19 protein-coding genes are annotated in these 26,268 nt (G+C 73.3%); 8 read left to right on the top strand and 11 right to left on the bottom strand.

What is annotated here, in order from left to right:
- Positions 1-144: 144 nt before the first annotated feature.
- From ACFIF2_RS20705 to ACFIF2_RS20695, 3 genes are all read left to right on the top strand, one after another.
- Complete coding sequence (locus ACFIF2_RS20705) at positions 145-699, top strand: sigma-70 family RNA polymerase sigma factor (protein WP_395574670.1); 555 nt, start codon at positions 145-147, stop codon at positions 697-699.
- Between the two features lie 141 nt (positions 700-840).
- Positions 841-1,356 (top strand): hypothetical protein, encoded by a 516-nt coding sequence (locus ACFIF2_RS20700; RefSeq protein WP_395574669.1) that lies wholly within the window; start codon positions 841-843, stop codon positions 1,354-1,356.
- Positions 1,357-1,538: 182 nt separating this feature from the next.
- Complete coding sequence (locus ACFIF2_RS20695; protein WP_395574668.1) at positions 1,539-2,192, top strand: zf-HC2 domain-containing protein; 654 nt, start codon at positions 1,539-1,541, stop codon at positions 2,190-2,192.
- 19 nt (positions 2,193-2,211) lie between these two features.
- On the opposite strand, the gene ACFIF2_RS20690 is transcribed toward ACFIF2_RS20695, so the two are convergent.
- Entirely contained in the window at positions 2,212-3,075 is an 864-nt protein-coding gene (locus ACFIF2_RS20690; protein WP_395574667.1) for an Fpg/Nei family DNA glycosylase, read from the bottom strand.
- 41 nt (positions 3,076-3,116) lie between these two features.
- The gene (locus ACFIF2_RS20685) at positions 3,117-5,207 is read right to left on the bottom strand and encodes a SpoIIE family protein phosphatase (RefSeq protein ID WP_395574666.1); all 2,091 of its coding nucleotides are present in this window, start codon (positions 5,205-5,207) and stop codon (positions 3,117-3,119) included.
- Positions 5,208-5,319: 112 nt separating this feature from the next.
- On the opposite strand from ACFIF2_RS20685, the gene ACFIF2_RS20680 reads away from it, so the two are divergent.
- Positions 5,320-6,741, top strand: coding sequence for a lipase maturation factor family protein (locus ACFIF2_RS20680; RefSeq protein ID WP_395574665.1), 1,422 nt, complete (start codon positions 5,320-5,322; stop codon positions 6,739-6,741).
- Between the two features lie 45 nt (positions 6,742-6,786).
- Here ACFIF2_RS20680 and ACFIF2_RS20675 read toward each other — a convergent pair whose 3' ends face one another.
- Positions 6,787-9,810 carry an alpha-mannosidase gene (locus tag ACFIF2_RS20675; RefSeq protein ID WP_395574664.1) on the bottom strand — a complete coding sequence of 1,008 codons (3,024 nt, stop codon included), beginning with the start codon at positions 9,808-9,810 and terminating at the stop codon, positions 6,787-6,789.
- 232 nt (positions 9,811-10,042) lie between these two features.
- On the opposite strand from ACFIF2_RS20675, the gene ACFIF2_RS20670 reads away from it, so the two are divergent.
- Positions 10,043-11,386 (top strand): amidase, encoded by a 1,344-nt coding sequence (locus ACFIF2_RS20670; protein ID WP_395574663.1) that lies wholly within the window; start codon positions 10,043-10,045, stop codon positions 11,384-11,386.
- Between the two features lie 6 nt (positions 11,387-11,392).
- Here the strand turns inward: ACFIF2_RS20670 and ACFIF2_RS20665 are convergent, their stop codons facing one another.
- A complete protein-coding gene (locus tag ACFIF2_RS20665; RefSeq protein ID WP_395574662.1) occupies positions 11,393-11,875 on the bottom strand; it encodes a GNAT family N-acetyltransferase in 483 nt (160 codons plus the stop codon).
- 52 nt (positions 11,876-11,927) lie between these two features.
- On the bottom strand, positions 11,928-12,104 hold the full coding sequence (locus tag ACFIF2_RS20660) for a hypothetical protein (RefSeq protein ID WP_395574661.1): 177 nt from the start codon (positions 12,102-12,104) through the stop codon (positions 11,928-11,930).
- Positions 12,105-12,575: 471 nt separating this feature from the next.
- On the opposite strand from ACFIF2_RS20660, the gene ACFIF2_RS20655 reads away from it, so the two are divergent.
- Positions 12,576-13,016, top strand: a complete 441-nt coding sequence (locus ACFIF2_RS20655) for a hypothetical protein (protein ID WP_395574660.1) — start codon at positions 12,576-12,578, stop codon at positions 13,014-13,016.
- A gap of 30 nt (positions 13,017-13,046) precedes the next feature.
- On the opposite strand, the gene ACFIF2_RS20650 is transcribed toward ACFIF2_RS20655, so the two are convergent.
- The 5 genes from ACFIF2_RS20650 to glgA all read right to left on the bottom strand — a co-directional run bounded on the left by ACFIF2_RS20650 (position 13,047) and on the right by glgA (position 21,541).
- Positions 13,047-14,549 (bottom strand): SDR family NAD(P)-dependent oxidoreductase, encoded by a 1,503-nt coding sequence (locus tag ACFIF2_RS20650; protein WP_395574659.1) that lies wholly within the window; start codon positions 14,547-14,549, stop codon positions 13,047-13,049.
- 71 nt (positions 14,550-14,620) lie between these two features.
- Complete coding sequence (locus tag ACFIF2_RS20645; RefSeq protein ID WP_395574658.1) at positions 14,621-15,994, bottom strand: wax ester/triacylglycerol synthase family O-acyltransferase; 1,374 nt, start codon at positions 15,992-15,994, stop codon at positions 14,621-14,623.
- Positions 15,995-16,288: 294 nt separating this feature from the next.
- Positions 16,289-18,901, bottom strand: a complete 2,613-nt coding sequence (locus ACFIF2_RS20640) for a PA14 domain-containing protein (RefSeq protein WP_395574657.1) — start codon at positions 18,899-18,901, stop codon at positions 16,289-16,291.
- Between the two features lie 165 nt (positions 18,902-19,066).
- Positions 19,067-20,287 carry a glucose-1-phosphate adenylyltransferase gene (gene glgC, locus ACFIF2_RS20635; RefSeq protein ID WP_395574656.1) on the bottom strand — a complete coding sequence of 407 codons (1,221 nt, stop codon included), beginning with the start codon at positions 20,285-20,287 and terminating at the stop codon, positions 19,067-19,069.
- A gap of 84 nt (positions 20,288-20,371) precedes the next feature.
- Positions 20,372-21,541 (bottom strand): glycogen synthase, encoded by a 1,170-nt coding sequence (glgA, locus tag ACFIF2_RS20630; RefSeq protein WP_395574655.1) that lies wholly within the window; start codon positions 21,539-21,541, stop codon positions 20,372-20,374.
- Positions 21,542-21,925: 384 nt separating this feature from the next.
- On the opposite strand from glgA, the gene ACFIF2_RS20625 reads away from it, so the two are divergent.
- The gene (locus ACFIF2_RS20625) at positions 21,926-23,158 is read left to right on the top strand and encodes a DMT family transporter (protein ID WP_395574654.1); all 1,233 of its coding nucleotides are present in this window, start codon (positions 21,926-21,928) and stop codon (positions 23,156-23,158) included.
- Here ACFIF2_RS20625 and ACFIF2_RS20620 read toward each other — a convergent pair.
- Positions 23,148-24,449 carry a transglycosylase family protein gene (locus tag ACFIF2_RS20620; RefSeq protein ID WP_395574653.1) on the bottom strand — a complete coding sequence of 434 codons (1,302 nt, stop codon included), beginning with the start codon at positions 24,447-24,449 and terminating at the stop codon, positions 23,148-23,150. The genes ACFIF2_RS20625 and ACFIF2_RS20620 overlap by 11 nt on opposite strands.
- Before the next feature lie 293 nt (positions 24,450-24,742).
- Between ACFIF2_RS20620 and gndA the strand changes: the two genes are divergently transcribed.
- Positions 24,743-26,182, top strand: a complete 1,440-nt coding sequence (gene gndA / locus ACFIF2_RS20615) for an NADP-dependent phosphogluconate dehydrogenase (RefSeq protein ID WP_395574652.1) — start codon at positions 24,743-24,745, stop codon at positions 26,180-26,182.
- The last annotated feature ends 86 nt before the right edge of the window (positions 26,183-26,268 follow it).

The raw sequence follows: 26,268 nt of genomic DNA, 5'->3' as shown, positions 1-26,268 counted from the left end.
CCGGCGTGCACGAACTCAGGCTCCGGCCGGCCGGGCGGGCGGAGCCGACCGTTCGTCGAACCGTTCGTCGACGCGATCGACCGTCCGTCGCACACCCGTGCGCGCGCCCTGTCCCCGAACGGCCCCCTGCGGTGCCATACGGCCATGACGGCCGGAATGACCCTGATGGACAGGACGAACGGAACGACCGCCGAGCACGAGCTCGCCGCACTCCAGCGCGAGCACGGCCGGCCGCTCTTCGCGCTGCTGCTGCGGCTCAGCGACGGCGACCGGCAGCGCGCCGAGGACCTCGTGCAGGAGACCCTGGTCCGCGCCTGGCAGCATCCCGAGGCCCTGCGCGCCGAGGACTTCGACTCCGTACGCCCCTGGCTGCTCACCGTCGCCCGGCGCCTGGCGATCGACGCGCGCCGGGCCCGGCAGGCGCGCCCGGCGGAGGTCGGGGACGCCGTCCTGGAGAACGCGCGCGTCTGCGCGGATCACGCCGAACGGGCCGCCGCGGCCCTGGACGTGCGCGAGGCTGTGAAGACACTCACGCCCGAGCACCGTGAAGTCCTGGTGCTGGTGTACTTCCAGGGGGCGAGCGTGGCGGAAGCGGCGGCGGCCCTGGGGATCCCACCCGGTACCGTGAAGTCGCGCGCATACTACGCGCTGCGTGCCCTGCGCAGGGTGCTACCGGGATACGCCGCCGACCTGCGGTGAAACCGACCGTATGGTCAAACCTCCGTAAAGCGCCTTGCCCGGGACCCCGGTTGAGTAATCGGCTGTCCTCATCCGTGTTCCGGACGGGGGCCCATGACCCGGGTCGGGCGACGCGCACGCACCGGAGGAAGGCAGGAAGGGATGCTGCACAGAGGTCAAGAGAGCACGGACGGCACGGGCGGCGGTGAACTGACCGTTCCCATGGCGTGGTTGTACGCCGAGTACATCGCCGACGAGCTGCTGCGGACCGGCGACCTGATGCCGCCCACGTCCTTCGAGTTCCGCGCCGGGCGCGACGCGCTGGCGCTGACGGTCTTCCTGTCCGACACCGACGGCGAACTCGGCGGTGTCCGGGTCATCACCCGGCTGGAGACCTGGCTTTCGCTGACCGCCTACGACCAGCCGTGGCACGAGTGGGTGCACGAGCGGCTCGCCGAGGTCACGGCCGAGGCGATCACCGCCGGACGGCACTCACCGGACCTCGACCTGGCCCGGGCGGCGTGGCGCTGGCTCCAGGAGACCGAGCTGCTCGCCCCGGACCTGAACGCGGTGCCGGGCGGCGCGCCCATGACCGGCGAGGACGAGGGGCCGAAGGTGTGGACGCCGGCCTGGCAACTGGGGCTGCCGCTCGGCCACCTCGCCATCCACCTCTTCTAGGCCGCCGCGCTTCGTCTCCGACGCGTTCCGGATTTCTCCGGGAGCGGACCAATCCGGCGGCCCGGCGGCTCCGAATACCTGGCCCGCGATTCTGTCCGTGCCTTGAGTGATTCGGCGGTCGGGTGCGTACCGGTGGGAGCACGCGGTAACCCCACCCGCACCCAACGGTACGAGGATTCGGCATGAGGTCCCTGGAGAGGCATCGTGACGTCGGCGCCTACGCGCTCGGCGTGCTGGACGAGGCGGAAGCGTTCCGCTTCGAGGACCACCTCATGGAGTGCCCCCGGTGCGCGACGCGGGTGACCGAGTTCGGCCCCGCGACCCGCCAGCTGATGCTCTACCGGCAGGCGACGCCACGCCTCGTCCACCCCATGACCAGGCCCGGTCCACGGCTGCTGGACCGGCTGCTGTCCGAGGTGGCCGCGCGCCGGCGGACCGGCCGCAGGCGGGTGCTGTACGCCGCGGCCGCCGCGGTCGTCTGCGCGGCGGCCGGCCCGGGTGCCGTGCTCCACGCCGGCCCGTCCGCCGCGCCGGCGGTGCGGGTCGCCGCCACCGACGAGCGGTCCGGGGTGTGGGCGCAGGTCACCGCCCAGGACGAGACCTGGGGCACCGGCGTGGAGGTCAGGGTCAAGGACGCGGCGGGACCGCGTGCCTGCCGCCTGGTCGCCGTCGGCCGGGACGGCACCGAGCAGACGGTCACCAGCTGGAACGCCCCTGGACGCGGCGCCGGGGCGAACACCCTGCACGGCGGCGCCGCCCTGCGTCCCGGCCAGATCGCCCGCTACGAGGTGCGGACCGCGGACGGGGAGCGTCTGGTGACACTGCCGGCCGAGTGAGCGCGGCGCCCGGCGAGGCTCACTTGAGCAGCCGGGAGAGCCGGCGGTCCGCCAGTGGCTTGCCGCCGGTCTGGCAGGTCGGGCAGTACTGGAGCGAGGAGTCGCTGAAGGAGACCTCCCGGACGGTGTCGCCGCACACCGGGCAGGGCTCGCCGGTGCGGCCGTGGACCCGCAGGCCGCTCTTCTTCTCGGCCTTCAGCCGGCCGGCCGCGACGCCCCGGGAGCGCTCGACCGCCTCGGTGAGCGTGGCGCGCAGGGCCGCGTACAGGCGGGCGGTCTCCTCGTCGGTGAGCGAGGCGGCCAGCTTGAACGGGGACATCCTCGCCGCGTGCAGGATCTCGTCGCTGTACGCGTTGCCCACGCCCGCGATCAGGCTCTGGTCGCGCAGGGCGCCCTTGAGCTGCCGCCGCTCCCCGTCGAGGAGGGCGGCGAAGCGGGACGCGTCGAAGTCGTCGGCGAGCGGGTCGGGGCCGAGCCGGGCCACGCCCGGGACCTGGCGCGGGTCGGCCACGACGTACACCGCGAGCCGCTTCTGCGTGCCCGCCTCCGTCAGGTCGAAGCCGGCGCCCGTGTCCAGGGCGACGCGCAGGGCGAGCGGGCCCTTGCCGGGCCGGGGCATGCCGCTGGGGAGGCTGTCCTTCCAGTGCAGCCAGCCGGCGCGGGCCAGGTGGGTCACCAGGTGCGGGCCGTCGGCGGTCGCCACGTCGAGGAACTTGCCGTAGCGGTGCACGGCGGCCACCCGGTGGCCCTCCAGGGCGGTGGGCGCGGGGTCGTACGTCTTCAGGACGCTGATCGCCACGGGCAGCACACGGACGATCTCGCGGCCGGTCAGGTGCTCGGTCAGGAAATCCCTGAGCGCCTCGACCTCGGGCAGTTCGGGCATACGTCCAGGGTGCCACCGGGGACCGACAGTGCCAGTGGGCTTCAGCCCGTGCGGCGGGTCACCAGGAACTCGGACCACACGCACTTGCCGCCGCCGCGCGCCTCCACGCCCCACGTGTCGGCGAGCGACTCGACCAGGAGCAGCCCGCGCCCCGAGACGCCGTCGTCCCCGGCCTCGCGGCGGCGCGGCAGGGCGCTGGAGGTGTCCTCGACCTCCACCCGGAGCCGGCGGTCGGTGCCGGTGAGCAGCCGCAGGGTGACGATGGCGGAGCCCTCGGTGTGCATGAGGGCGTTGGTGACCAGTTCGTCGGCGACGAGTTCGATCTCGTCGCTCTGGTCCCGGGCGCCCCAGGCCCGGACGGCGGCGCGGATCATGTGCCGGGCCTCGGTGAGGGCCTGCGGGTCGCCCGGGGACACGTGTTGCCTGAGCCGGCCGAAGGTCCGCGGGGCGCCCGTGCCGTGGCGGCGCAGCAGGAGCAGCGCCACGTCGTCGTCGCCGCGGCGTTCGTCGGCCACGTCGATCAGCCGGTCGGCCAGGTCCCGCACGTCCTGCGGGCCGGCGGTCACCAGCGCCGCGAGGACCTCGGTGCCCTCGTCGAGGTCCACGCCGGGCTGCTCGACCAGACCGTCGGTGCACAGCAGCAGGGTGTGGCCCGGGTCCAGTTCGACGGTGGAGACCGGGTAGGCGAGGCGGCCGAACTCGGCGGACAGGCCGAGCGGCAGCCCGCCCTCGACGCGGACGCGGCGGCAGCCGCCGTCGCCGGACCGCAGCAGTGGGTCGATGTGCCCGGCGCGGACCATCTGGACCACGCCGGTGGCCAGGTCGGCCTCCGCGTACAGGCAGGTCGCGAAGCGGTCGGTGTCGAGTTCGTGCAGGAAGACGGAGGCCCGGGCCATCACCGTGGCGGGGGGATGCCCCTCGGCGGCGTAGGCGCGCAGCACGATGCGCAGCTGGCCCATGACGGCGGCGGCGTGCGTGTCGTGGCCCTGGACGTCGCCGATGACGGCGCCGACCCGCCCGCCGGGCAGCGGGATCAGGTCGTACCAGTCGCCGCCGATGTCGCGGCCGAGGGCGCCGCCGATGGAAGCCGCGCGGTAGCGGACGGCGACGTCGCAGCCGGGCACGCTGGGGATGGTGCGCGGGAGCATGGCCTGCTGGAGGCCCTCGGCGAGGTCCATCTCCTGTTCGTAGAGCATGGCCCGCTGGAGGCTCTGCGCGATGCCGCTGCCGAGGGCGACGAGGACGTTGCGGTCCTGGGCGGAGAAGCCGTACCGGTCGCTGTAGAGCAGGCCGATCGCGCCGATGGGCCGGGCCTGCGCGATCAGCGGCAGGTAGGCCGCTGAGGTGATGTTCAGGTGGGTGATGTTCCGCCACAGGCCGGGATAGCGTTCCGCGAACTCCTCCGGCGACTCGATGAAGCGGGGGCTGAGGGTCCGTACGGCCTCGCTCATCGGGTAGGGCTCGTCGATCCGGGTGACCCGGGTGCCGGGGACGAAGCTGTCGTCGGGGCCGTCGGCGACCAGGCGGATGCGGCCGGCCTCCACCAGCCCCATCACCAGGCTGGTGGCGCCCAGGCGGGTGAGGCCGTGGGTGTCGCGCAGGACGTCGATGACGTCGTCCACCGTGCGGGCGTGCGCGAGGGCGGCAGTGGCGAGCTGGACGACGTTGGTGAGCCGGCGGCGGGCCTCGTCCTGCGCGGCCTGCTCGCGGCGGGCCTCGATGTCGCCGATCTCCTGGGTGGCGTCGCGGACGATGCCGATGATGCGGCGGGGGCGGCCCGTCTCGTCCCGGCGGATGTAGCCCTGGGTGCGGGTCCAGCGCAGGGTGCCGTCGCGGCAGCGCAGGCGGAAGTAGGTGCCGTAGTTCTCGCTGCCGTCCTTCATGGCCTGGGCCACCAGGGCGTCCAGTCGGTGCCCCTCGGCCGTGGGGACGCGCATGGCCAGGGACTCGGGGCGTCCGTCGTACTCCTCGGGGCGCAGGTCGAACACCTCGTACGCCTGGGCGTCCATGTGGAACAGTCCCGTGTCCAGGTCCCAGTCGAAGCTGCCCATGCGGTTGAGCGCCAGGATCGGGTCCGGGTGGGCGGGCCAGTCGTCCGGGAGTGACAGGGCACTCGCTCCCCGGTCAGCCATGAGCCCTACCTTGCCAGGATTCGTCCGATTCTTCGACTCGTGATCCGCGGGCCGTGCGGGGACCCGGCCGGCCGGGGTACACAGAGCGTGACCGGAGGAGAGGAGCGCGGCCTTGGAGTGGTTCACCGCACCCGACTACTGGCTGAGCCGGCTGGTCTTCCAGCGTGCCCTGGCGGTCGTGTACCTGGTCGCGTTCCTGACGGCCGCCCTGCAGTTCCGTGCTCTGATGGGCGAGCGCGGTCTGACGCCGGTGCCCCGCTTCGTGGCCCGGGTGCCGTTCCGGCGGGCGCCCAGCCTGTTCCAGCTGCGCTACTCGGACCGTCTCTTCGCGCTCTGCGCCTGGACGGGGTGCGCGGTGTCGGCGGCGCTGCTGGCCGGGCTGGACTCACTGCTGCCGCTGTGGGGCGCGATGCTGCTGTGGCTGGTGCCGTGGGTGCTGTACCTGTCGATCGTCAACGTCGGGCAGACCTGGTACTCCTTCGGCTGGGAGTCGCTGCTGCTGGAGACCGGGTTCGTCGCCGTGTTCCTCGGCAACGACGAGGTGGCGCCGCCCGTCGTCGTGCTGTTCCTGCTGCGCTGGCTGCTGTTCCGCGTCGAGTTCGGGGCGGGGCTGATCAAGATGCGGGGCGACGACTGCTGGCGGAAGCTGACCTGCCTGGACCACCACCACGAGACCCAGCCGATGCCGGGCCCGCTGAGCTGGTTCTTCCACCACCTGCCCCGGCCGCTGCACCGCGTGGAGGTGGCCGCGAACCACGTCACGCAGCTCGTGGTGCCCTTCCTGCTGTTCACTCCGCAGCCCGTCGCGTCGGCCGCCGCGGCGCTGATGATCGTCACGCAGCTGTGGCTGGTGCTGTCGGGTAACTTCTCCTGGCTGAACTGGATCACCATCGTGCTGGCCCTGTCGGCGGTCCGGTTCCCGGCCGGTCCGCCGTCCGTGCCGGCGGCTCCGCTCTGGTACGTGGTCGTGGTCCTCGCGGTGGCGGCGCTGCTGGTGTTCCTCAGCCATCGGCCGGTGCGGAACATGCTCTCCCGCCGCCAGGTGATGAACCGCTCCTTCGACTCGCTGCACCTGGTCAACACCTACGGCGCCTTCGGGACCGTCAGCCGGGTCCGCCACGAGGTGGTGATCGAGGGGACCGCCGACGCGGTGGCCCGCGAGGACGGGGACTGGCGGGAGTACGAGTTCAAGGGCAAGCCCGGTGACCCGCGGCGCTGGCCGCGCCAGTTCGCGCCGTACCACCTGCGGCTGGACTGGCTGATGTGGTTCGCCGCGCTGTCGCCCTCCTACGCCGGGGCGTGGTTCGGCACCCTGGTGGAGCGGCTGCTGGAGAACGACCGCGCCACGCTGAGGCTGCTGCGCCGCTCCCCGTTCCCGCCGGACGCGCCACCGCGCTTCGTCCGCGCCCGGCTGTTCCGCTACCGGTACACGACGTGGCGCGAGCTGCGGGAGACGGGCGCCTGCTGGGAGCGGACGTACGTGCGGGACTATCTGCCGCCCACGCGGCTGACCGGGGGGCCCGGGGGGTCGTAGCCGCGCGGGCCCGCCCGGTGGGCGGGGCGGGCCCGCGCGCCGGCGCTACGCCCGCCTCAGCCGCAGGGTCATCAGCTGGAACGGGCGCAGCCGTACGGCGATCCGGTCGCCGTCCCTCTCCACCGCGGCCTCCTCCTCGGCGAGGGGGCGTTCCAGCAGGTCGGTGACGGCGACGCCGGCGACCGGGAAACCGGCCGTCAGGGTGGCCCTCGCCCGGCCGCCGTGGGCCTCGTGGAAGCGGACCACGACGTCGCCGCCGCCGTCGTCGGCGAGCTTGACGGCGGTGATCACGACCGCGTCCCGGTCCACGGAGACCAGCGGCGCGACCTCACCGGCGCCCGTCACGCGCCGCTCGGGCAGGTTGATCCGCCAGCCCTCGCGCACGGCGTCGCCGATGTCCGCGCCCGGCACCAGCGCGTGCCGGAAGCGGTGCACGCCCTGGTCGGTCTCGGGGTCGGGGAAGCGCGGGGCGCGCAGCAGGGAGGCCCGGACCGTGGTGGTCGTCCCCGGGTCGCCCTCGGCGCGGACGGTGCGGGTGACATCGTGGCCGTACGTCGAGTCGTTGACGATCGCCACGCCCCAGCCGGGTTCCGCCAGGTGCACGAAGCGGTGGTTGCAGGCCTCGAACTTGGCCGCCTCCCAGCTGGTGTTGGTGTGGGTGGGCCGGTGGAAGTGCCCGAACTGGGTCTCCGACGCGTACCGCTCGGCGTGCACGTCGAGCGGGAAGGCGAGCTTGAGGAACTTCTCCGTCTCGTGCCAGTCGACCTCGGTGTCCACCTCCAGCCGCCGCTCCCCCGGCGCGAGCCTGAGCACCTGGGTGACGCGGGAGGAGCCGAAGGAGCGGACGATCCGCACCGAGGCGCCGTCGTCGCCGGGGGCGACCTCGTCGGCGTCGGTGAGGTCGGTGCCGGTGTTGCGGTAGAAGGCGTCGACGTCCCAGGCGTCCCACTTGTTCGGGAGGTCGGGGTGGAGCTGGAGGAGGTTGCCCGCCAGGCCGGGCGCGATGGTCTCGCGGTCGGCGGCGAGGTCGTACGCCGACACGACCAGGCCGCGGGCGTCGATCCCGACGCGGAGCAGGCCGTTGTCGAGGACGTGCCCGCCGTCCGGGCGCGGGGTGAGATGCGTGCGGCCCCCGGTGGTGGGCGGTGCGGCGGCGCCCGCCGGGACGCCGGCCCGGCTGTGCGGGGCGGAGTTGAAGAGCAGCGGGGTGTCGCCGTCGCCGGCCAGGGCGCGCTGGGCGGCCTCGATGATCCCGTTCAGTTCGCCGGCGACCCGGTCGTAGGTGGCGCGTGCCTCGCGGTGCACCCAGGCGATGGAGGAGCCGGGGAGGATGTCGTGGAACTGGTGCAGCAGGACCGTCTTCCAGACGCGGTCCAGGTCGTCGTACGGGTAGGGGAACCCGGCGCGCACGGCCGCCGTCGCCGCCCACAGCTCGGCCTCGCGCAGGAGGTGCTCGCTGCGGCGGTTGCCCTGCTTGGTCCTGGCCTGGCTGGTGAGGGTGGCGCGGTGCAGTTCGAGGTACAGCTCGCCGACCCACACGGGTGGCCGCGGGTTCTCGGCCTCGGCCTTCTCGAAGAAGGCGTGCGGGGTCTCCCACTCGACGGTGGCGGAGCCTTCGAGGTTCCGCAGCCGGGCGGCCTTGGCGACCATCTCGCGGGTGGTACCGCCGCCGCCGTCGCCCCAGCCGGTCGGGGCGAGGGAGTGCCGGGCGACGCCCTTGTCCTTGAAGTTGCGGGCCGCGTGGGCGATCTCGCCGCCCTTCATGGAGCAGTTGTAGGTGTCGACGGGCGGGAAGTGCGTGAAGATCCGGGTCCCGTCGATGCCCTCCCAGCGGAAGGTGTGGTGGGGGAACGTGTTCGTCTGCGACCAGGAGATCTTCTGCGTCAGCAGGTACTTGGCGCCGGCCGCCTTGATGATCTGCGGCAGGCCCGCCGCGAAGCCGAAGGTGTCCGGCAGCCACGCCTCGTCGTTCTCGACGCCGAACTCGTCGAGGAAGAACCGCTTGCCGTGCACGAACTGCCGGGCCATCGCCTCCGAGCCGGGCATGTTGGTGTCCGACTCCACCCACATGCCGCCGGCCGGCACGAACCGGCCGTCGGCCACGGCCTTCTTCACCCGCGCCCACACCTCGGGCCGGTGGTCGCGCACCCACGCCCACTGCTGGGCCTGGGACATGGCGAAGACGAAGTCGGGCTCGTCCTCCAGGAGGGCGGTCATGCTGGCGGCCGTGCGGGCCACCTTGCGCACGGTCTCGCGCAGCGGCCACAGCCACGCCGAGTCGATGTGCGCGTGGCCGACGGCGCTGACGCGGTGCGCGGAGGGGACGGCCGGGGCGGACAGCACCTCGGTGAGGCGGGAATGGGCCCCGTGCGCCGTGCCGTTGACGTCCTGGAGGTCGAGGGCGTCCAGGGCCCTGTCCACCGCGCGCAGGATCTCCCAGCGGCGCGGCGACTGAACCGGCAGCTCGGCCATCAGCTCGCCGAGGACCTCCAGGTCGAGCACGAGGTTCCACACCGTCTCGTCGAGGACGGCCAGATCCATGCGGGTGAGGGTGTACTGCGGTTCGCGGCCCGCCGTCTCCTTGTCGCCGAGCGGCGTGGGCACGAAGGGACGGGGACCGAAGATGACGGGGTTGGACGCCGCCTCGACGTGCAGGCGCACCTCCTCGCCGCCCTTGGCGGGGGCGCCGATCCGCACCCACTGGTTGCGCGGGTTCAGGCCCTTCACGGGGGTGCCGTCAGGGCGGTAGACCAGGCCCTCGCACTGGAAGCCGGGCATGTTCTCGTCGAAGCCGAGGTCGAGGACGGCCTCGACGGTCCGGCCGGCCCACCGCTCGGGCACGGTGCCCGTGACGCGGAACCAGCTGGTGCCCCAGGGGGCGCCCCAGCGGGCGCCCACCGCGATGGGCTCGGGTGCGGCGGCGAGGCCCTCCTCCACCGGCACGGGCTCGCCGGGCGCGTGCCAGACCGCCACGTCCAGCGGCACGGACTCGGGGTACACGGCGGGGCGGACGCGCTCGTCGAGGACGCGCTGGAGACGGGCTTCCACCAGGTCGCGGTCGTCATGCATGCGGTGCTCCGGGGTCGGTGGGGCGGGCGGTTACCTGACTTCGGGGAGACGGTTGCGGGAGCGGACGTGGGTACAGCTCCCCTTCGGCGCGCGGTCCGAACCGTGCGGTGCGCGCGTTGTGCCGGCCCCGGCTTCGCGGCTCCCGCCTCTCGACGCGGAGGCGTCCGGGCGGGCAGAGTGCTCCCTGCCTACTCGCCAGTAGTCCCGTCCCCCGCACCCCGAGGAGCCCGCTGTGACCGACTGGGCCGGCCGGACCGCCACCGAGATCGCCGCCGCCGTACGCGAGAAGCGGGCCACGCCGGTCGAGGTGGTGGCGGAACACCTCGCCCGGATCGAGCGGCTCGACGGCCGCGTCGGCGCCTTCCGCGCGGTGCGTGCCGAGGCGGCCCTCGCGGAGGCCGAGGAGGTGGGCGCCCGGGACGACCTGGCCCGACTGCCGCTGGCGGGCGTGCCGGTGGCGGTCAAGGACAATCTCGCGGTGCGCGGCGAGTCCGTCCGCGTCGGGTCGGCGGCGACGCCGGAGAAGCCCGCGGGGGACGACCACGTCACCGTGGCCCGGCTGCGGGCGGCCGGCGCGGTGGTGGTGGGGCTGACCAACGTGCCCGAGCTGTGCGTGTTCGGCACCAGTGAGGGCGTGCACGGCAACGCCCGCAACCCGTGGGACCCGGCCCGCTCGGCGGGGGGTTCGTCGGGCGGCAGCGCGGCAGCGGTCGCCGCCGGGATGGTGCCGGTCGCGCTCGGCAACGACGGCATGGGGTCGCTGCGCATACCGGCGGCCACCTGCGGTCTGGTCACCATCAAGCCGGGGTCCGGCATGGTGCCCGCCGGGATCGGGGACGGCGCCTGGTTCGGCATGTCCGAGAACGGGCCGCTGGCGACGACGGTGGCGGACGTCCGGCTGGTGCTCGGGGTCCTCGCGGACGGCGGGCCGACGCCCCGGGAGGACTCCGGCGCCCTGCGGATCGCCGCCTCCCTGCGCAGCCCGCTCGCCGGGATCACCGCCTCGCGTCCGTACGCGGACGCCGTCCGGGAGGCGGCCGGGGTCCTGATGCGGGCGGGGCACCAGGTGCGGCGGGCGGACCCGCCCTACCCGGCGTCGCTCGGCGTGACCTCGCTGACCCACTGGACGGCCGGTACCTCCGTGGACGCCCGGAGCCTGGACCGGCGGCTGCTGGCCCGGCGGACGCGGGTGCACGCGGCGCTGGGGCGGCCCTTCGTCCCCGCCGCCGCCTCCGGCTCCGCCCGGCAGGCACTGCGCGCCCGCCTGGAGCCGTTCTTCGCCGAGTACGACGTCCTGCTCACCCCGGCGCTGGCCCGCCGCTCCCCCGAGGCGGCCCCCTGGCACGAACGCGGCTGGCTGCGCAACGTCGCGGCGAACTCCGCGTACTCGCCCTTCACGCCGCCCTGGAACCTGACCGGCTGGCCGGCGATGACGGTGCCGGTCGGCACCCTGCCCTCGGGCGCGCCCCGCGCCGTGCAGCTGGTGGGGCGCCCGGGGTCGGAGGCGGCGCTGCTGGAGGTGGCGGAGCGGATCGAGGCGCTGCGTCCGTGGCGGCGTACGGCGCCGCTGGACTGAGGCCGTCTACAGCGCGCGGTACATGATGTGCAGGCCGACCCGGCCGTGCCGGGGGTGGTCGAAGGCGTCCGGCACCGTGCCGAGGATCGTGAAGCCGAGGGAGGTCCAGAGCTTCACGGCCGGGTTGGTCTCGACGACGGCGTTGAAGACCATGCCCCGGTAGCCGTCGGCCGCGGCGGCGGCCAGGACGTGTTCGGCGAGGGCCCGGCCGGTGCCGCGGCCCGCCCGGTCGGGGTCGACCATGAAGCCGGCGTTGGCCGTGCGCGCGGCGGGGCCGCCGTAGTTGGGGGTGAGGTAGGCGGAGGCGACGACGGCGCCGGTGTCGTCCTCGGCGACGAAGACGCGTTTGGCGGGGTTCATCCACAGGGCCCGGGCGACCTCCTCGGAGGTGTCCGGGTCCCAGGTGTAGGTCTCACCGGCGGCGACGATGCGGTGCCAGAAGGGCCAGATGTGCGGCCAGTCGTCGGCCGTGGCTTCCCTGATCAGCATGGGCGTGAGTCTCGCACGCCCATGCGCGCGGCGGCGGGGGTGTCAGGGGGTGTCAGTCCACGCTGGGCAGGATGTGGGGCTCGGCGAGGTCGTCCTCGTAGCCCGCGAGGCGGATGGGGGCGGACCGGGCCCACACGTCGAGGCTGCCGATCTCTCCGGGTCGGCGGCCCGCACGCTCGGTGCGTTCCCTGGGGCGTTTTTCCGGTTTGGTCGTCGTCTCCGGTGTCACCGCGCACTCCTTATGTGTCGGGTCACCCTGGGGCCCTGCCGGCCAGTCTCCCGTCCGGCCCCTGGTGCCCGCTGGGGTCTGGGTCGAATGCAGTTCGGACGCGGTGGCGCCGGCAACTCGGGCGGGAGCGGGCCGTTGTGAAGCGGCTCGTCCCATGACGGACCTTGGGTGTGGGTAGGGCCCGGTACTGCCGTCCGTCCGCTCCAGACTAACCAAATGAGCGGGGGTGCGCTCTATGGGGCTCAAAACATGGGAGAACCATTGCCGTTCATTCCGGGCGCAGTTGGCCCAGTCTGCCCGCTTATCTCCCTCTTCGCACCGTGCGCGACTCACCCGTTCGGCCTACATAACCGACCGCGGCTTCGAATATCGACGGTGGGCGTCGCGCAGTTAAGTCGCCGTTGGCTGCGGCGCAAGCTCGTCATGGTCTGCTGCCGGTCGGCAACGGCTGTCTCGTGGGAGGACCGAGGCATGGAACTGCGCAGCGTCGAGGAGCTGATGGACCTGCTGTACGCCTGCCGGGGCGAGCGGTATGCCGCGGACCGCGGCGGGGCCGTGGACCTGCACGGGCACGCGTTGCGGACCGCCGCGCTGCTGCGCCGGCGCCGCCCCGCCGACAAGGAGCTGCAGGTGGCCGGACTGGTGTCGCCCGTGGGCCGGCTGCTGTGGCCCGGCGACCCGGCGGTCCGGACCGCCGACGCGGTGCGGCCGCTGCTCGGCACCCGCGTCGCCCGTCTGCTGCGGCGCCACGCCCACCCCGACGCGTGGGCCCACGACGACGACCTGCTCAGCCTGCGCCAGGCGGACGAGGAGGCCCGGACCACCGTGTTCGACGCCGGGGTCCTGGAGGACTGGCGCACGGTGCTGGAACTGACCGCGGCGCGGAACGCGCGGATGGGCGCCGTCGACTGACGGGCGGACTGCGCCGTCCGCCCGTCGCGCTCACCACTTGCCGGGCGCGTAGTCCTTCAGGAAGACGCCGTACAGGTCCTCGCCCGCCTCGCCGCGCACGATCGGGTCGTAGACGCGGGCCGCGCCGTCGACCAGGTCGAGCGGGGCGTGGAAACCGGCCTCGGCCAGGCGGAGCTTGTCGTAGTGGGGACGCTCGTCGGTGATCCAGCCGGTGTCGACCGAGGTCATCAGGATGCGGTCGGTGTCGAACATCTCCTGCGCGCTGGTCCGGGTCACCATGTTCATGGCGGCCTTGGCGGCGTTGGTGTTCGGGTGGCCCGCGCCCTTGTAGCCGCGGGCGAACACGCCCTCCATGGCCGACACGTTGACGACGTAGGCGCGTCCCGCCCGCGCCGCGCGCGCGGCCTCGGCCATCGCCGGCCGCAGCTTGCTGATGAGGATGAAGGGGGACGTGTAGTTGCACAGCTGGGTCTCGAGCAGTTCCACCGGGGAGATCTGCTCGATGGTCTGGACCCACGTGTTGGTGTCCACCACGTCGGGGACCAGGCCGCCCGCGTCGATGGCGGTGCCCTCGCGGTGCCGGACGACGCTGGCGTTGCCGGCGACCAGCGCCAGGTCGGCGACCTTCTGCGCGTCGAGGCCCGAGGTGCCGACGGGCAGCGCGGCCAGGCCGTCCACGGCACCGGAGTTGAAGGCGCCGATGACGTGGTGGGCGGGCAGTTCACCGGCGGGCAGCGGGGCGCTCTCGCCCTCGACGAGCGCGGCGTACGCGGAGGGCAGGCGGCGCACGGTCTGGGTGGCGTTGTTGATCAGGATGTCGAGCGGACCCCGCTCGGTGACCTGGTCGGCCAGGGCGACGGCCTGGGCCGGGTCGCGCAGGTCGATGCCGACGACCTCCAGGCGGTGGATCCACTCGGCGGAGTCGTCCATGGCCTTGAAGCGGCGGATGGCGTCCTTGGGGAAGCGGGTCGTGATCGTGGTGTGGGCACCGTCACGCAGCAGCCTGAGCGCGATGTACATGCCGATCTTGGCGCGGCCGCCGGTGAGCAGCGCGCGCTTGCCGGTGAGGTCGGCGCGGGCGTCGCGGCGGGCGCGGTTCTCGGCGGCGCAGCTCTGGCAGAGCTGGTGGTAGAAGTAGTCGACCTCGGTGTAGCGCTGCTTGCAGGTGTAGCAGGAGCGGGGGCGCTGGAGTATCCCCGCGATCGTGCCCTCCTCCGTACGGGAGGAGGGCAGGATGCCCTCGGTCTCGTCGTCGATGCGCTGGGCGGACCCGGTGGCGGTGGCCTCGGTGACCGCCTTGTCGTGGGCGGTCTTGGCGGCCCGGCGCTCCTGGCGGCGGCGCTGCTTGACCATGCGGTAGATGTGCGAGGTGGCCCGGCGGACCGCGATCGCGTCGGGGTGGTCGACGTCCAGCTCGTCGAGCTCCTCGAGCACGCTGAGGCAGACGGCGAGCCGTTCGGGGTCGATGCCGGGGCCGCTCGCGGAGGCGGTCACCTCGTCCGTGGTCGCCGAACCGTCCTGTGTCACCGTCATCGCCGCTGCCGTTCCCTGATCACCGAAGCGGCGCTCCGACTCGCGCCCGCTTTCGAACGGCGGATTTTACTTCAGCGACGGGCCCGGCCGCCAAACGCGTCCGGTCGCGCCTCGCAGGCCGTGAGCAAGGTCTCCACCTCCTCGGACAGGGCGCGGGCGAACCGGTCGAGGTCCGGCACGGCCTTCGCGTCGGCGACCAGGCCGTAGTGGACCTGCCCGCGGTACGTCGAGACGGCCACCGCCAGGGAGTGGCCGCGGGCCAGCGGTGCCAGCGGGTAGACCTCGGTGAGCGGGTGGCCGCCGAGCCGCAGCCCGAGGCTGGGCAGCGGGACGCTGGTGACCAGGATGTCGAACCAGAGCCGGGCGGCCTGCCCGACCAGCGGCCCGCCGAGCCGGTGGCCGAGCGCGGGCACGTGGTCGGCGAGCAGCGCGACGGCACCGGCGCCCCGGCCGGGTCCGGCGTCCTTGTTGCGGTCCATGGCGGCGCGGACCACGTCGAGGCGGGAGAGCGGGTCGGGGTCGCCGACCGGAAGCCGTATCAGGTAACCGGAGAGCCGGTTGCCCTGGGGATGGGCGGTGCGCGGGCGGCGCTTGGAGACGGGGATCAGGGCGCGGGGCGCGACGCCCTCGCTGCCGTCGCCGCGCTCGTCCAGCCACTGGCGCAGGGCGCCGGCGACGACCGCGATGAGGACGTCGTTGACGGTGCCGCCGACGGTCTTGCGCACCCGGTGCACGTCGTCGAGGTCGATGGCGACGCCCGCGGTCCGGCGGGTGCCGGAGGGCTCGGCGGTGAGCGCGGCCGAGGAGCGCACGTCGAGGGTGGACAGGGCCGCGGCGGCGCCGATGTCGAGGGCCCGGCCCGCGTCGGACAGGGCGCCGCGCACCTTCTCCGGCAGCGCGCGCACGTCCGGCAGCAGACCGCGCGAGGGCTCGGCGGGCCGCGGGCGGGGGGCGGGGAGGTCCATCGGGTCGAGGATCCCGGCGGCGAGGGTCAGGGCCCGCAGACCGTCGGCCAGGGCGTGGTGGAACTTGAAGAGGACGGCGAAACGGTCACCGTCCGCGCCCGGCAGCACGTGCGCCTCCCACGGGGGCCGGCCGCGCCCCAGCGGGCGTTCCATGAGGCGGCCGGCGCGGGCGTGGAAGTCCGTCGTCGGGGCGTGCAGCCGCACGTGGTCGAGCGGGTCGAAGCCGGGGTCGGGTTCACGGGTCGCGCCGCCGAACGAGAACGGCCGCCGCAGGGCCAGCGGTGGCTGCCAGGTGTCCCGGATCCGCATCCGCAGTCCGGGCACCGCGGGGGCGCGGGCGGCGAGGAGGTCGGCGGCGTGGGCGCCCGCGGTGGGCGAGTGGGCCGTGAAGACGCCGAGCGCGCCGAGGTGCATGGGGTGCTCGGCGGACTCGATGTTCCAGAACGCCAGGTCGAGGGGAGCGAGCGGATCGGAAGTCAAGGGCCTGCCTCGCTTGGACGACGGGTGGACAAGCAGTCAATCGTCCTCCGCCGATTACGGTCAAGTACGATCAAGCTACGCACAGTTAACAGCAGATTAAAGTCCCGCTCCGACGAGAGGAGCGGGACTGCCCGGACACATGGGGCTTCAGTGCTCATGAACGGCGGCACGGCCGCCCGGGCGGCGCGGTGATCCCACCCGGACGGCTGCGGGCCGACCGTGGAGGTGCCGGGCGGACCGTACCGCCGGGGCGGCGGACGGCGCGGACGCCGCCACCGCCCCGGCGGCGCGTGCTCAGCCGGCCGGGCACCCCGCGGGGGTGGGCAGGGACGCGTCGTGGATGAGGGCCTCGTGGGCGGCCCTCACCCGCTCGACGTCCGGCTTCAGGACCTTCCGGTCGTAGGTCGTCAGGCCGTTCAGCTCACCCTCGACGTCCGAGATCTGCGTGTACACGGCCCCGTTGCTGCCCCGGCAGACCAGGGCGCGCACCTCGTCGAGCTTGGTGAGGTAGTCGTCCGTGTACGTCTCCGGGTCGACGTCGACGTACGACTGCTGCACGGACCACGCGTGGCCGGGCACCGCGAGGCCGAGGCCGCCGTACTCGCCGGTGACCAGGGCGCGTTCGCCGTCCGGGGAGGGCGGCAGGGCGGGGCTCGGGTAGCCGTGTTCGTCCATGATGTCGCCGGCGCCCCCGTCGGCCCCGAGGTTCAGGCCCGACTGGTTGTTGACGAGCCGGGTCGGGTCCCAGGCCTTGGCCTGCTCGGCGACGCGCTTGATGTCGTACTGGCCCCAGCCCTCGTTGAAGGTGACCCACATGACGACCGAGGGGCTGCTGACGTGCTCGTCGATCATCTCCTTCATCTCGCGCTCGTACTGGGCCCGGGCGGCGGTGCCGGGGTTCTTCCCGGCGGTCATCGCGGGCATGTCCTGCCAGACCAGCAGGCCGAGCCTGTCGGCCCAGTAGAACCAGCGGTCGGGTTCGACCTTGATGTGCTTGCGCACGGAGTTGAAGCCGAGCCGCTTGTGCAGCTTCAGGTCGTACGCGAGCGCCTCGTCGGTGGGGGCGGTGTGCAGGCCGTCCGGCCAGAAGCCCTGGTCGAGGGTGGCCATCAGGAAGACCGGCTCGCCGTTGAGCATCGTGCGCGGCACGCCGTCCACCTTCTCCACGGAGACCGACCGCATCCCGAAATAGCTCTCGACGCGGTCGTGTCCGACGGTGACCTTCAGGTCGTACAGGAACGGGTCGTCGGGCGACCACAGGCGCGGGTCGTCGATCTTCAGGGTCAGCGGTGTGCCGGTGCGCCCGCTGACGGTGGCGACCTTGCGCTGCCCGGCGTACGCCGTCGCGCTGACCCGTACGCCGTCGCGCACGCCCTTCGGCTCGACGGTCAGCGTGCCCGCCCCGGCGTCGGGGGTGAGCTTCAGGGAGTCGACGTGGTCCCGGGCGACCGGTTCCATCCAGACGGTCTGCCAGATGCCGGAGCTGGGCGTGTACCAGATGCCGCTCGGGTCCAGGCGCTGCTTGCCGACCGGCGGGTTCTCGCCGTCCGCCGCGTCGGTCGGGTCGTAGACGCCGACGATCAGCTCCTGGGTGCGGCCGGGCTTGAGCGCGTCGGTGACGTCGGCACCGAACTTGTCGTAACCGCCCTTGTGCTCGGCGACCTTCGTGCCGTTGACGTACACCTCGGAGTGCCAGTCGACGGCGCCGAAGTTGAGCTTCAGCCGCTGCCCGGAGCCGATGTCCCAGTCGCGGGGCACGGTGAAGGTGCGGCGGTACCACATGCGGTCCTCGTGGCGCTGGACGCCGGAGAGCTGGGACTCCACCGGGTACGGGACGAGGATGCGCTCCTTCAGGTCCTTGCCCACCGGGGGCCGCTCGCCGGCCTCGGCGGCGGCGAACTGCCAACGGCCGTTGAGGTTGCGCCAGGCGTCCCGGGTCAGCTGGGGGCGCGGGTACTCCGGGTGGGCGTTGTCCGGGCCCACCTCGTCGGCCCAGTCGGTGCGCAGCTCGTAGGTCGACCGGTTGCCGCCGCTGCTCCAGAAGGCGCTGACAACGTTGCCCTCGGCGTCGGTGAGGCCGCCCTCGCCGTCGTAGCGGACGTCGGCGGTGCCGGGGGCGTCGCCGTTCTTGTTGCCGACGACGGGCTGGTCGAGGGCGACGAGGAGGGCGGTCGGGTCGGCGGGGTCGACCTTCGCCTCTCCCAGGGGCCACGTGGCGCCGCCGATGACCGCTTCGAGGTGGTCGGTGAGACCGGCGGGGGCGGTCGCCAGCGGGCGCGGGAAGTCGAGCCTGAGGGTGCGGCCGGTACCGAGGACGGTGGTCGCCGTCGCCCCGTCGTAGTCGAAGCCGTCGGGCAGGCGGAACGCGGACTGCGGGACGGGCTCCTTGACGCCGCCGGGCTCGGTCCAGCGCAGGTGGAGGTTGGAGCCGCCGTAGTGCTCGAAGTACTCCAGCTTGATGTCGTACGACTGGTCGGCCGTCAGCTCGATGGGCTGGGCGAACTGTTCGCGGTCCCAGTCGTCGACCCAGTGGTCGATGGCGAGCCGGCCGTCGATCCACAGACGGAAGCCGTTGTCGCCGATGACCGAGAACGTGTGGGCACCGGTCTTCTCCGGCACCACCTTGCCGGTCCAGCGGACGCTGACGTCGTCCGACTGCCCGGTGGCGAAGTCCAGGCGCGGCTCCAGGGTGGCGAAGTCGAGCTGCGGGTCGAAGCCGGTGGCCTTGAGTGCGTGGAAGTCGAAGGCGCCGGGGGCGGACTGGGTGTAGTACTCGCCCTTCAGACCGTGGATCTCGGCGGCCTCGTCGCCGGCCGCGCTGGCGTGCGGCACGGCCGCGAGTCCGGTGACGCCGAGTGCGGCCGCGAGCAGTAATGCCAGTCGGTCTCTGAGTCGTTTGGTGCGCACTGACCCTCTCCTCGGGAACGGGTGGTGGCTGATGGCTCAGGACATCGATGTCATACATCGATGTAACACGGGTGCCAAGGCATGACAGCATGGATTCCGTGTGGCGTCCAGGGACATGACAACGGCCCCGGACACCTCTCGGGTCCCGGGGCCGTCACCCGTCCGTCAGGACACCCGTTGCCCCTTGCCCAGCGCGATCACGCCCCCCTTGGAGACGCTGTACAACTCGGCGTCCCGCTCCGGGTTGACGCCGATCGTCGCGCCCGGCGGCACGTCCACGTTCTTGTCCAGCACCGCCCCGCGCACCACCGCGCCCCGGCCGACGCGCACGTTGTCGTGCAGCACCGAGCCCTGCACGACCGCTCCCGGGTCGACCACCACGCCCGGCGACAGCACCGACCGCGTGACCTGCCCGCGGATGAGGCAGCCCGCGCTGATGATCGACTCGCCCGCGATGCCGCCCGCGTTGAACCGGGCCGGCGAGAGCTGGGCGGAGTGGGTGTAGACGGGCCAGTCCCGGTTGTAGAGGTTGAAGGCGGGCCGCTCGGCGATCAGGTCCATGTGGGCGTCGTAGTAGGCGTCGAGGGTGCCGACGTCACGCCAGTACCCCTGGTCCCGGGAGGTCTCCCCCGGCACGTGGTTGTCGCTGAAGTCGTACAGCGCCGCCTCGCCCCGCTCGGTGAGCCGCGGCAGGATCGAGCCGCCCATATCGTGCACGGAGTCCTCGTCCTCGGCGTCCCGGTGCAGGGCCTCGACCAGGGCCTTGGTGGTGAACACGTAGTTGCCCATGGAGGCGAAGACGCACGCGGGGTCGTCGGCCAGTCCGGGCGGGTCCGCGGGCTTCTCCAGGAAGCCGGTGACGCTCCGGCCGTCGGAGCCGGGCGTGATCACACCGAACGACGACGACTCGGTGCGCGGGACCCGTATCCCGGCGACGGTCACGCCCGCGCCCGACTCGATGTGCTGGGCGACCATCTGGCGCGGGTCCATCCGGTACACGTGGTCGGCGCCGAACACCGCGACGTAGTCGGGCTGTTCGTCGTGGACCAGGTTCAGCGACTGGAGGATGGCGTCGGCGCTGCCCAGGTACCAGCGCGGGCCCAGGCGCTGCTGGGCGGGGACCGGCGTGACGTAGTTGCCGAGCAGGCTGGACATCCGCCAGGTGGTCGTGATGTGCCGGTCCAGGGAGTGCGACTTGTACTGGGTGAGCACGCAGATCCGCAGGACGTCGCCGTTGACCAGGTTGGACAGCACGAAGTCGACCAGCCGGTAGGTGCCGCCGAAGGTGACCGCCGGTTTGGCGCGGTCCGCGGTCAGGGGCATCAGTCGCTTGCCCTCTCCGCCCGCCAGCACGATGCCGAGCACCGAAGGACCTCCACGACGCATGGCCGCTCCCCTCACCCTCGTTCACCCCCGGCTGCCCCGGGCGGGGCGGCCTATGCCTGCGTGCGGAACTCCTCGCCGGGCCGCCTAGGCCCCCTTGAGGACCTCCTCGTAGAGCCGGACGGTACGGCGGGCGACCGCGTCCCAGCCGAACTCGTCCACCGCGCGCGCCCGGCCGGCCTCGCCCATGCGCCGGGCGGCCGCCGGGTCGCCGAGGACGGAGTCCAGCGCCCGCGCGAGGCCCGCCTCGAAGTCGCGGTCCCCGTCGCCGCTGTCGTCCCTGTCGACCAGCACACCGGTCTCGCCGTCCGCGACGACCTCCGGGATGCCGCCGACCCGGGAGGCGACCACGGGCGTACCGCAGGCCATCGCCTCCAGGTTGACGATGCCGAGGGGCTCGTAGACCGAGGGGCAGACGAAGACCGCGGCGTGGGTCAGCAGTTGGACGACCTCCGGGCGCGGCAGCATGCGCGGGATCCAGTACACGCCCTCGCGGGCGCGGCTCAGCTCCGCGAACAGGTCGCGGAACTCCTGGTCGATCCGGGGCGTGTCCGGGGCGCCGGCGCACAGCACGACCTGCGCGGCCGGGTCGATGTCCCGCACGGCGCGCAGCAGGTGGGGGACGCCCTTCTGCCGGGTGATGCGGCCGACGAACAGGACGTACGGGCGGGAGCGGTCGAGGCCGATCCGGTCCAGGGCGTCGGTACCGGGGTCGGGCCGGTAGAGCGTGGTGTCGATGCCGTTGTGCACGACGTGGACGCGGGCGGGGTCCAGGGCCGGGTAGCAGCCGAGGATGTCCTCGCGCATGGCGCCGGACACGGCGACCACCGCGTCGGCGGCCTCGACGGCGGTGCGTTCGGCCCAGCCCGACAGGGCGTAGCCGCCGCCGAGCTGCTCGGCCTTCCAGGGGCGCAGCGGCTCCAGGGAGTGGGCGGTCACCACGTGCGGGATGCCGTACAGGAGCTTGGCGAGGTGGCCGCCGAGATTCGCGTACCAGGTGTGGGAGTGGACCAGCTCGCGGCCCTCCAGGGCGGCGGTCATCGCGAGGTCCACGGAGAAGGTGCGCAGCGCGTCGTTGGCCCCGTCGAGCACCGGCCAGGAGCGGTGGCGCAGCACGCCGTCGGCGCGGCCCTCGCCCCAGCAGTGCACGTCCAGATCGACGAGGCGGGCGAGTTCGCGGGCGAGGAACTCGACGTGGACGCCCGCGCCGCCGTACACGTCCGGCGGGTACTCCCGGGTCAGCAGGCCCACACGCACCCGGAACCTCCCGTGCTCGGCGGCTGGTTCCCCTCATGGTCACCCAGACGCGGCCCCTGGGGAAGAGCGCGTGGGGTGTGGAGGCCGGGAAGGGTGCGGGGACCCACGGGGGAGGCGGGTGGATCAGTCCGGCTCCGGACCGCGCGGGGGGGGCCACGGAGCGCGGTGGCAGCAGGCCCCCTAGGGGGCGGGGTAAGGGGCCGGGCTCTCGGCTCGCCCACCTTGGGGAGGACGGCGCCGCCGTCATACTCCATCGGCAGTAGGACCCAATGAGTGCTCAGGGACGACGACGGGAAGAGCCCGAGACGGCATCGTGTTGTCCATGGAAGACGACCGTACGCCGCGCCGGGCCAGGAGCCCCCGCCTCCCGCAGAGGAGCAGCCGATGAGCGCCCTCGCGTTGTCCGTGCTGCTGTCGCTCGTCTCCGCCGTGGCCTACGCGGGCGGAGCGATCGTCCAGGAGCAGGTCGCGGCGTCCTCGCCGGGTGTCCAGTACGCCCCGCTGCGCCGGCCCGGCTGGTGGGCGGCGGTCGCGCTCAACGGCCTCGGCGGCCTGCTGCACGTCGTGGCCCTCGCCCTCGGCCCGCTGAGCCTGGTGCAGCCGCTGGGCGCGCTCACCATCGTGTTCGCCCTGCCGATGGCGGCGATGTTCGTGGGCCGCAAGGCCGGCTCGGCGGCCTGGCGGGGCGCTCTGATGGCGACGGTCGGTCTCGCGGGTCTGCTGTCCCTGGTCGGCGCGTCCGACGCGCAGTCGCTGGACAGCGCGCAGCGGGTCGGGGTGGCCGTGGTCACCGGTGCTGTGGTCGCGGCCCTGATGATCGCCGGCCGGGCCGCGCACCGGCACCCCGCGGTGCGCAGCATCCTGCTGGCGACCGCCTCCGGCATAGCCTTCGGGATGTCGTCGGTCTTCACCAAGACGGTCGCGGTCGACTGGGCGGGCGGGGTGACGGCCTCCGACCTGCCGTCCCTGGCGGTGATCGGCGTGCTCGCCACGGCCGGCATGCTGCTGTCGCAGGCTTCCTACCGGGGCGCGGGTCTCGCGGCCCCGCTGGCCATGCTGACGGTCGTCAATCCGGTGGTGGCCGCGGTGGTCGGCATCACGATGTTCGGCGAGACCTTCCGCTACGGCACGGCCGGCACGGTGCTGGCCCTGGGCTGCGGTGTGGTGGCCGCGGGCGGACTGATCCTGCTGACGACGGAGCGGATCGCGCGGGAGGCGGCCGAGGAGGCTCCGCCCGTTCCGGCGGCGGCCGGTCCGGTGCCGGGACGGGTGTCGGTCGAGGACGGGCTCACCGCCGGAACGCCGGTCGAGGCTGATGCGCCCTTCGGGCGGGCGGCGGTCGAAGCGCCCTTCGTGCGGGACGCACCGGTCGAGGACCGGTGCGTGCGGCGCGGGCGAGGGCAGGAGGCCGCCGCGCCGGCCGGCCCGCCGACCGACCGGGTCTTCCTGCCCTCGCCCGTGTCACCGCCGGTGCCCGACACCGTGCCCGCCGAGGAGACGTACGACGACCGGGACCCGGCGGCGGACGACCGCACGGGCCTCTCCTACGGTCCCTTCTTCGGCGCCTTCGTCCCGCCGACGGTGCTCGACCGGCACCGGGTGCGGATCAGATCCTGACGCCGCCGGCCCGCAGATACGCCAGCGGGTCGACGTCAGAGCCGAAGCCGGGCCCCGTCCGCACCTCGAAGTGCAGGTGCGGGCCCGAGCTGTTGCCGGTGGAGCCCGAGCGCCCGATCCGCTGTCCGGCGCCCACCGACTGACCGTCCTTGACGGAGATCGCCGAGAGGTGCGCGTACTGCGAGTAGCGGCCGTCGCCGTGCCGGACGACCACCTGGTACCCGTAGGAGCCGCCCCAGCCCGCGCTGACGACACGGCCCGCCGCGACCGACTTGACCGAGGTGCCGGTGGGGACGGGGAAGTCGACGCCGGTGTGGTAGCCCTTCGACCAGGAGGAGCCCGCCTGGCGGTACGGCGTACCGGCGGAGGCGTCGACGGGCGCGACGATGCCGCGCCCGGCGGAGGCCTGGCCGTCGGAGGAGGCTTGCTTCTGGGGTCTCTGCTGCTTCTCCTGCTTCTGCTTCTTTTCCTGCTTCTGTTGCTTCTGTTGCTTCTGTTGCTTCTGTTGCTTCTGTTGCTTCTGCTGAGGCTTGGCGGGTGCCCGCTCGGTCGCCTTGGCCCCTGCCTCGGGCTTCTCCGCCGTCCTCGACTCGGAGCGGGACGCCGTGGCGGTCCCCTCGCCGCGCACCGCCAGGCGCTGGCCCGGGAGGATCAGGTCGGGGTCGGCGCCGATCGCGGCACGGTTGGCGTCGTACAGTCCCTGCCAGCCGCCGCGCACCCGCTCGCTGTCGGCGATGCCGGACAGGGTGTCGCCGGTGACCACCGTGTACATCCGGGCCTGGCCGGCCCGGGACTGCGGTGTGGTCTGGGGCTGGACGTCCTTCGCCGAGCCGGACTTGCCGGTGGACTTGCCGGTGGACGTGCCGGTGGACGGCTCGGTGCCCCCGGACGGACGGATGTCGGGCGCGTCGCCGCCCCGGGCCAGTCCGGCGCGCTGCGAGCACACCGGCCAGGCACCGGGGCCCTGCCCGTCGAGCACCTTCTCCGCCACGGCGATCTGCTGGTCCTTGGTGGCCAGGTCCGCACGCGGGGCGTACTCGGTGCCGCCGAACGCCTCCCACGTGGACTGGGTGAACTGCAACCCGCCGTAGTAGCCGTTGCCGGAATTGATGTCCCAGTCATTGGTCGACTCGCAGGCGGCGACCTTGTCCCAGGTCTCCACGTCGGCCGCGTGCGCCGTGCCGGTACCGATGAGCGGGAGCGCCAGTCCCGCGCCGCCCGCGGTGACGGTGAGTGAGGCGCGGTTGATCCTGTTCGGCTGATACCGGCGGTGCCGGCCGCGTACGGCCATGGAAATCCCCCTCGACACTGCGTCAGGAGGGGCAAAAGTATGCGCTGCTAATAGGCCATGACAAGACGGCAATCGGCCGGTTGGTCACTCCAAGTGGCCGGGAACAGGCGGGCGTTGGCCGGATGCGGGATCCGCCCCCTGAGGCTCCCGGCACCTCGCGTGCGTACTGTTGTCCGCCGGCTTCAGGAGGTGCGACCGGCGTACCGGCACGTCAGGATGGTCGAGCGGCGCAACCGGCGATACTGGCGGGCACGACCGGCACCACAGACACCAAGGTCATTAGGAGCCACCCAATGAGCACGACAGCGCAGATCGGCGTCACGGGGCTCGCGGTCATGGGCCGCAACCTCGCCCGCAACTTCGCCCGCAACGGCTACACGGTCGCGGTGCACAACCGGACCGCGTCGCGCACGCACGCGCTGGTGGAGGAGTTCGGGAGCGAGGGGGACTTCGTCGCGGCCGAGACCGCCGAGGAGTTCGTGGCGGCGCTGGAGCGCCCGCGACGCCTGGTGGTCATGGTGAAGGCCGGTGACCCGACCGACGCGGTGATCCGGGAGTTCGCCCCGCTGCTGGAGCCCGGCGACATGATCATCGACGGCGGCAACGCCCACTTCGCGGACACCCGCCGCCGGGAACGCGAGCTGCGTGAGCAGGGCATCCACTTCGTCGGCACCGGCATCTCGGGCGGCGAGGAGGGCGCGCTGCACGGCCCGAGCATCATGCCGGGCGGCTCGAAGGAGTCGTACGGCGCGCTCGGCCCGATGCTGGAGAAGATCTCCGCGAAGGCGGCGGACGGTGCGCCCTGTGTGACGCACGTCGGTCCCGACGGTGCCGGGCACTTCGTGAAGATGGTGCACAACGGCATCGAGTACGCCGACATGCAGCTGATCGGCGAGGCGTACCAGCTGCTGCGCGACGTCGCCGGCTACTCCCCCGCGCAGATCGCGGACATCTTCCGCACCTGGAACACCGGCCGCCTCGACTCGTACCTGATCGAGATCACCGCCGAGGTGCTGTCGCACGTGGACGCGGCCACGGGCAAGCCGTTCGTGGACGTCGTGGTCGATCAGGCGGAGCAGAAGGGCACGGGCCGCTGGACGGTGCAGATCGCGCTGGACCTGGGCGTGCCGGTGTCCGGCATCGCGGAGGCCGTCTTCGCCCGTTCCCTGTCCGGGCACGCGGCGCTGCGGGACGCCTCGCGCGGCCTGGCGGGCCCCACGGCGTCGCCGCTGGGCGAGGCGGATGCGGCCGCTTTCGCCGACCGGGTGGAGCAGGCGCTGTACGCGTCGAAGATCGTGTCGTACACGCAGGGCTTCCACGAGATCGCGGCGGGCAGCGAGGAGTACGGCTGGGACATCGACCTGGGCTCCGTCTCCGCGATCTGGCGCGGCGGCTGCATCATCCGGGCGGCGTTCCTGGACCGCATCCGGGCCGCGTACGACGCCCGGGCCGATCTGCCCAGTCTGCTGTCGGACAAGACGTTCGCGCAGGAGATCGCCGACGCCCAGGACGACTGGCGCGAGGTCCTGGTCGCGGCGACCCGGCAGGGCGTGCCGACGCCCGGCTTCGCCGCGGCCCTCGCCTACTACGACGCCCTGCGCGCCGAGCGGCTCCCGGCCGCGCTGACGCAGGGCCAGCGGGACTTCTTCGGCGCGCACACGTACCGGCGCACCGACCGGGACGGCGCGTTCCACACGCTGTGGGGCGGGGACCGGTCGGAGGTCACCGCGTAGGCGTACGTCCCCGGCGACGGCGGGGCGCACGGGGGCGGCGGGCGACCGGTGGGGTCGCCCGCCCCCGCGTGGTGCGGGTGCAGCGC

The sequence above is a fragment of the Streptomyces sp. BK79 genome (assembly GCF_044142145.1).
Classification (GTDB): Bacteria; Actinomycetota; Actinomycetes; order Streptomycetales; family Streptomycetaceae; genus Streptomyces.
Note: the sequence above shows the minus strand (reverse complement) of the source record. Positions and strands in the feature narration are given on the sequence as shown.

Excerpts from the sequence above, each read along its gene's own strand:
- ACFIF2_RS20675 (WP_395574664.1), bottom strand. The coding sequence starts at position 9,810 with ATGCATGACGACCGCGACCTGGTGGAAGCCCGTCTCCAGCGCGTCCTC.
- ACFIF2_RS20655 (WP_395574660.1), top strand. The coding sequence starts at position 12,576 with ATGGAACTGCGCAGCGTCGAGGAGCTGATGGACCTGCTGTACGCCTGC.
- ACFIF2_RS20620 (WP_395574653.1), bottom strand. The coding sequence starts at position 24,449 with ATGGCCGTACGCGGCCGGCACCGCCGGTATCAGCCGAACAGGATCAAC.
- gndA (WP_395574652.1), top strand. The coding sequence starts at position 24,743 with ATGAGCACGACAGCGCAGATCGGCGTCACGGGGCTCGCGGTCATGGGC.
- ACFIF2_RS20625 (WP_395574654.1), top strand. The coding sequence starts at position 21,926 with ATGAGCGCCCTCGCGTTGTCCGTGCTGCTGTCGCTCGTCTCCGCCGTG.
- ACFIF2_RS20690 (WP_395574667.1), bottom strand. The coding sequence starts at position 3,075 with ATGCCCGAACTGCCCGAGGTCGAGGCGCTCAGGGATTTCCTGACCGAG.
- ACFIF2_RS20650 (WP_395574659.1), bottom strand. The coding sequence starts at position 14,549 with ATGACGGTGACACAGGACGGTTCGGCGACCACGGACGAGGTGACCGCC.
- ACFIF2_RS20665 (WP_395574662.1), bottom strand. The coding sequence starts at position 11,875 with ATGCTGATCAGGGAAGCCACGGCCGACGACTGGCCGCACATCTGGCCC.
- glgC (WP_395574656.1), bottom strand. The coding sequence starts at position 20,287 with ATGCGTCGTGGAGGTCCTTCGGTGCTCGGCATCGTGCTGGCGGGCGGA.
- ACFIF2_RS20695 (WP_395574668.1), top strand. The coding sequence starts at position 1,539 with ATGAGGTCCCTGGAGAGGCATCGTGACGTCGGCGCCTACGCGCTCGGC.
- ACFIF2_RS20685 (WP_395574666.1), bottom strand. The coding sequence starts at position 5,207 with ATGGCTGACCGGGGAGCGAGTGCCCTGTCACTCCCGGACGACTGGCCC.
- ACFIF2_RS20700 (WP_395574669.1), top strand. The coding sequence starts at position 841 with ATGCTGCACAGAGGTCAAGAGAGCACGGACGGCACGGGCGGCGGTGAA.
- ACFIF2_RS20705 (WP_395574670.1), top strand. The coding sequence starts at position 145 with ATGACGGCCGGAATGACCCTGATGGACAGGACGAACGGAACGACCGCC.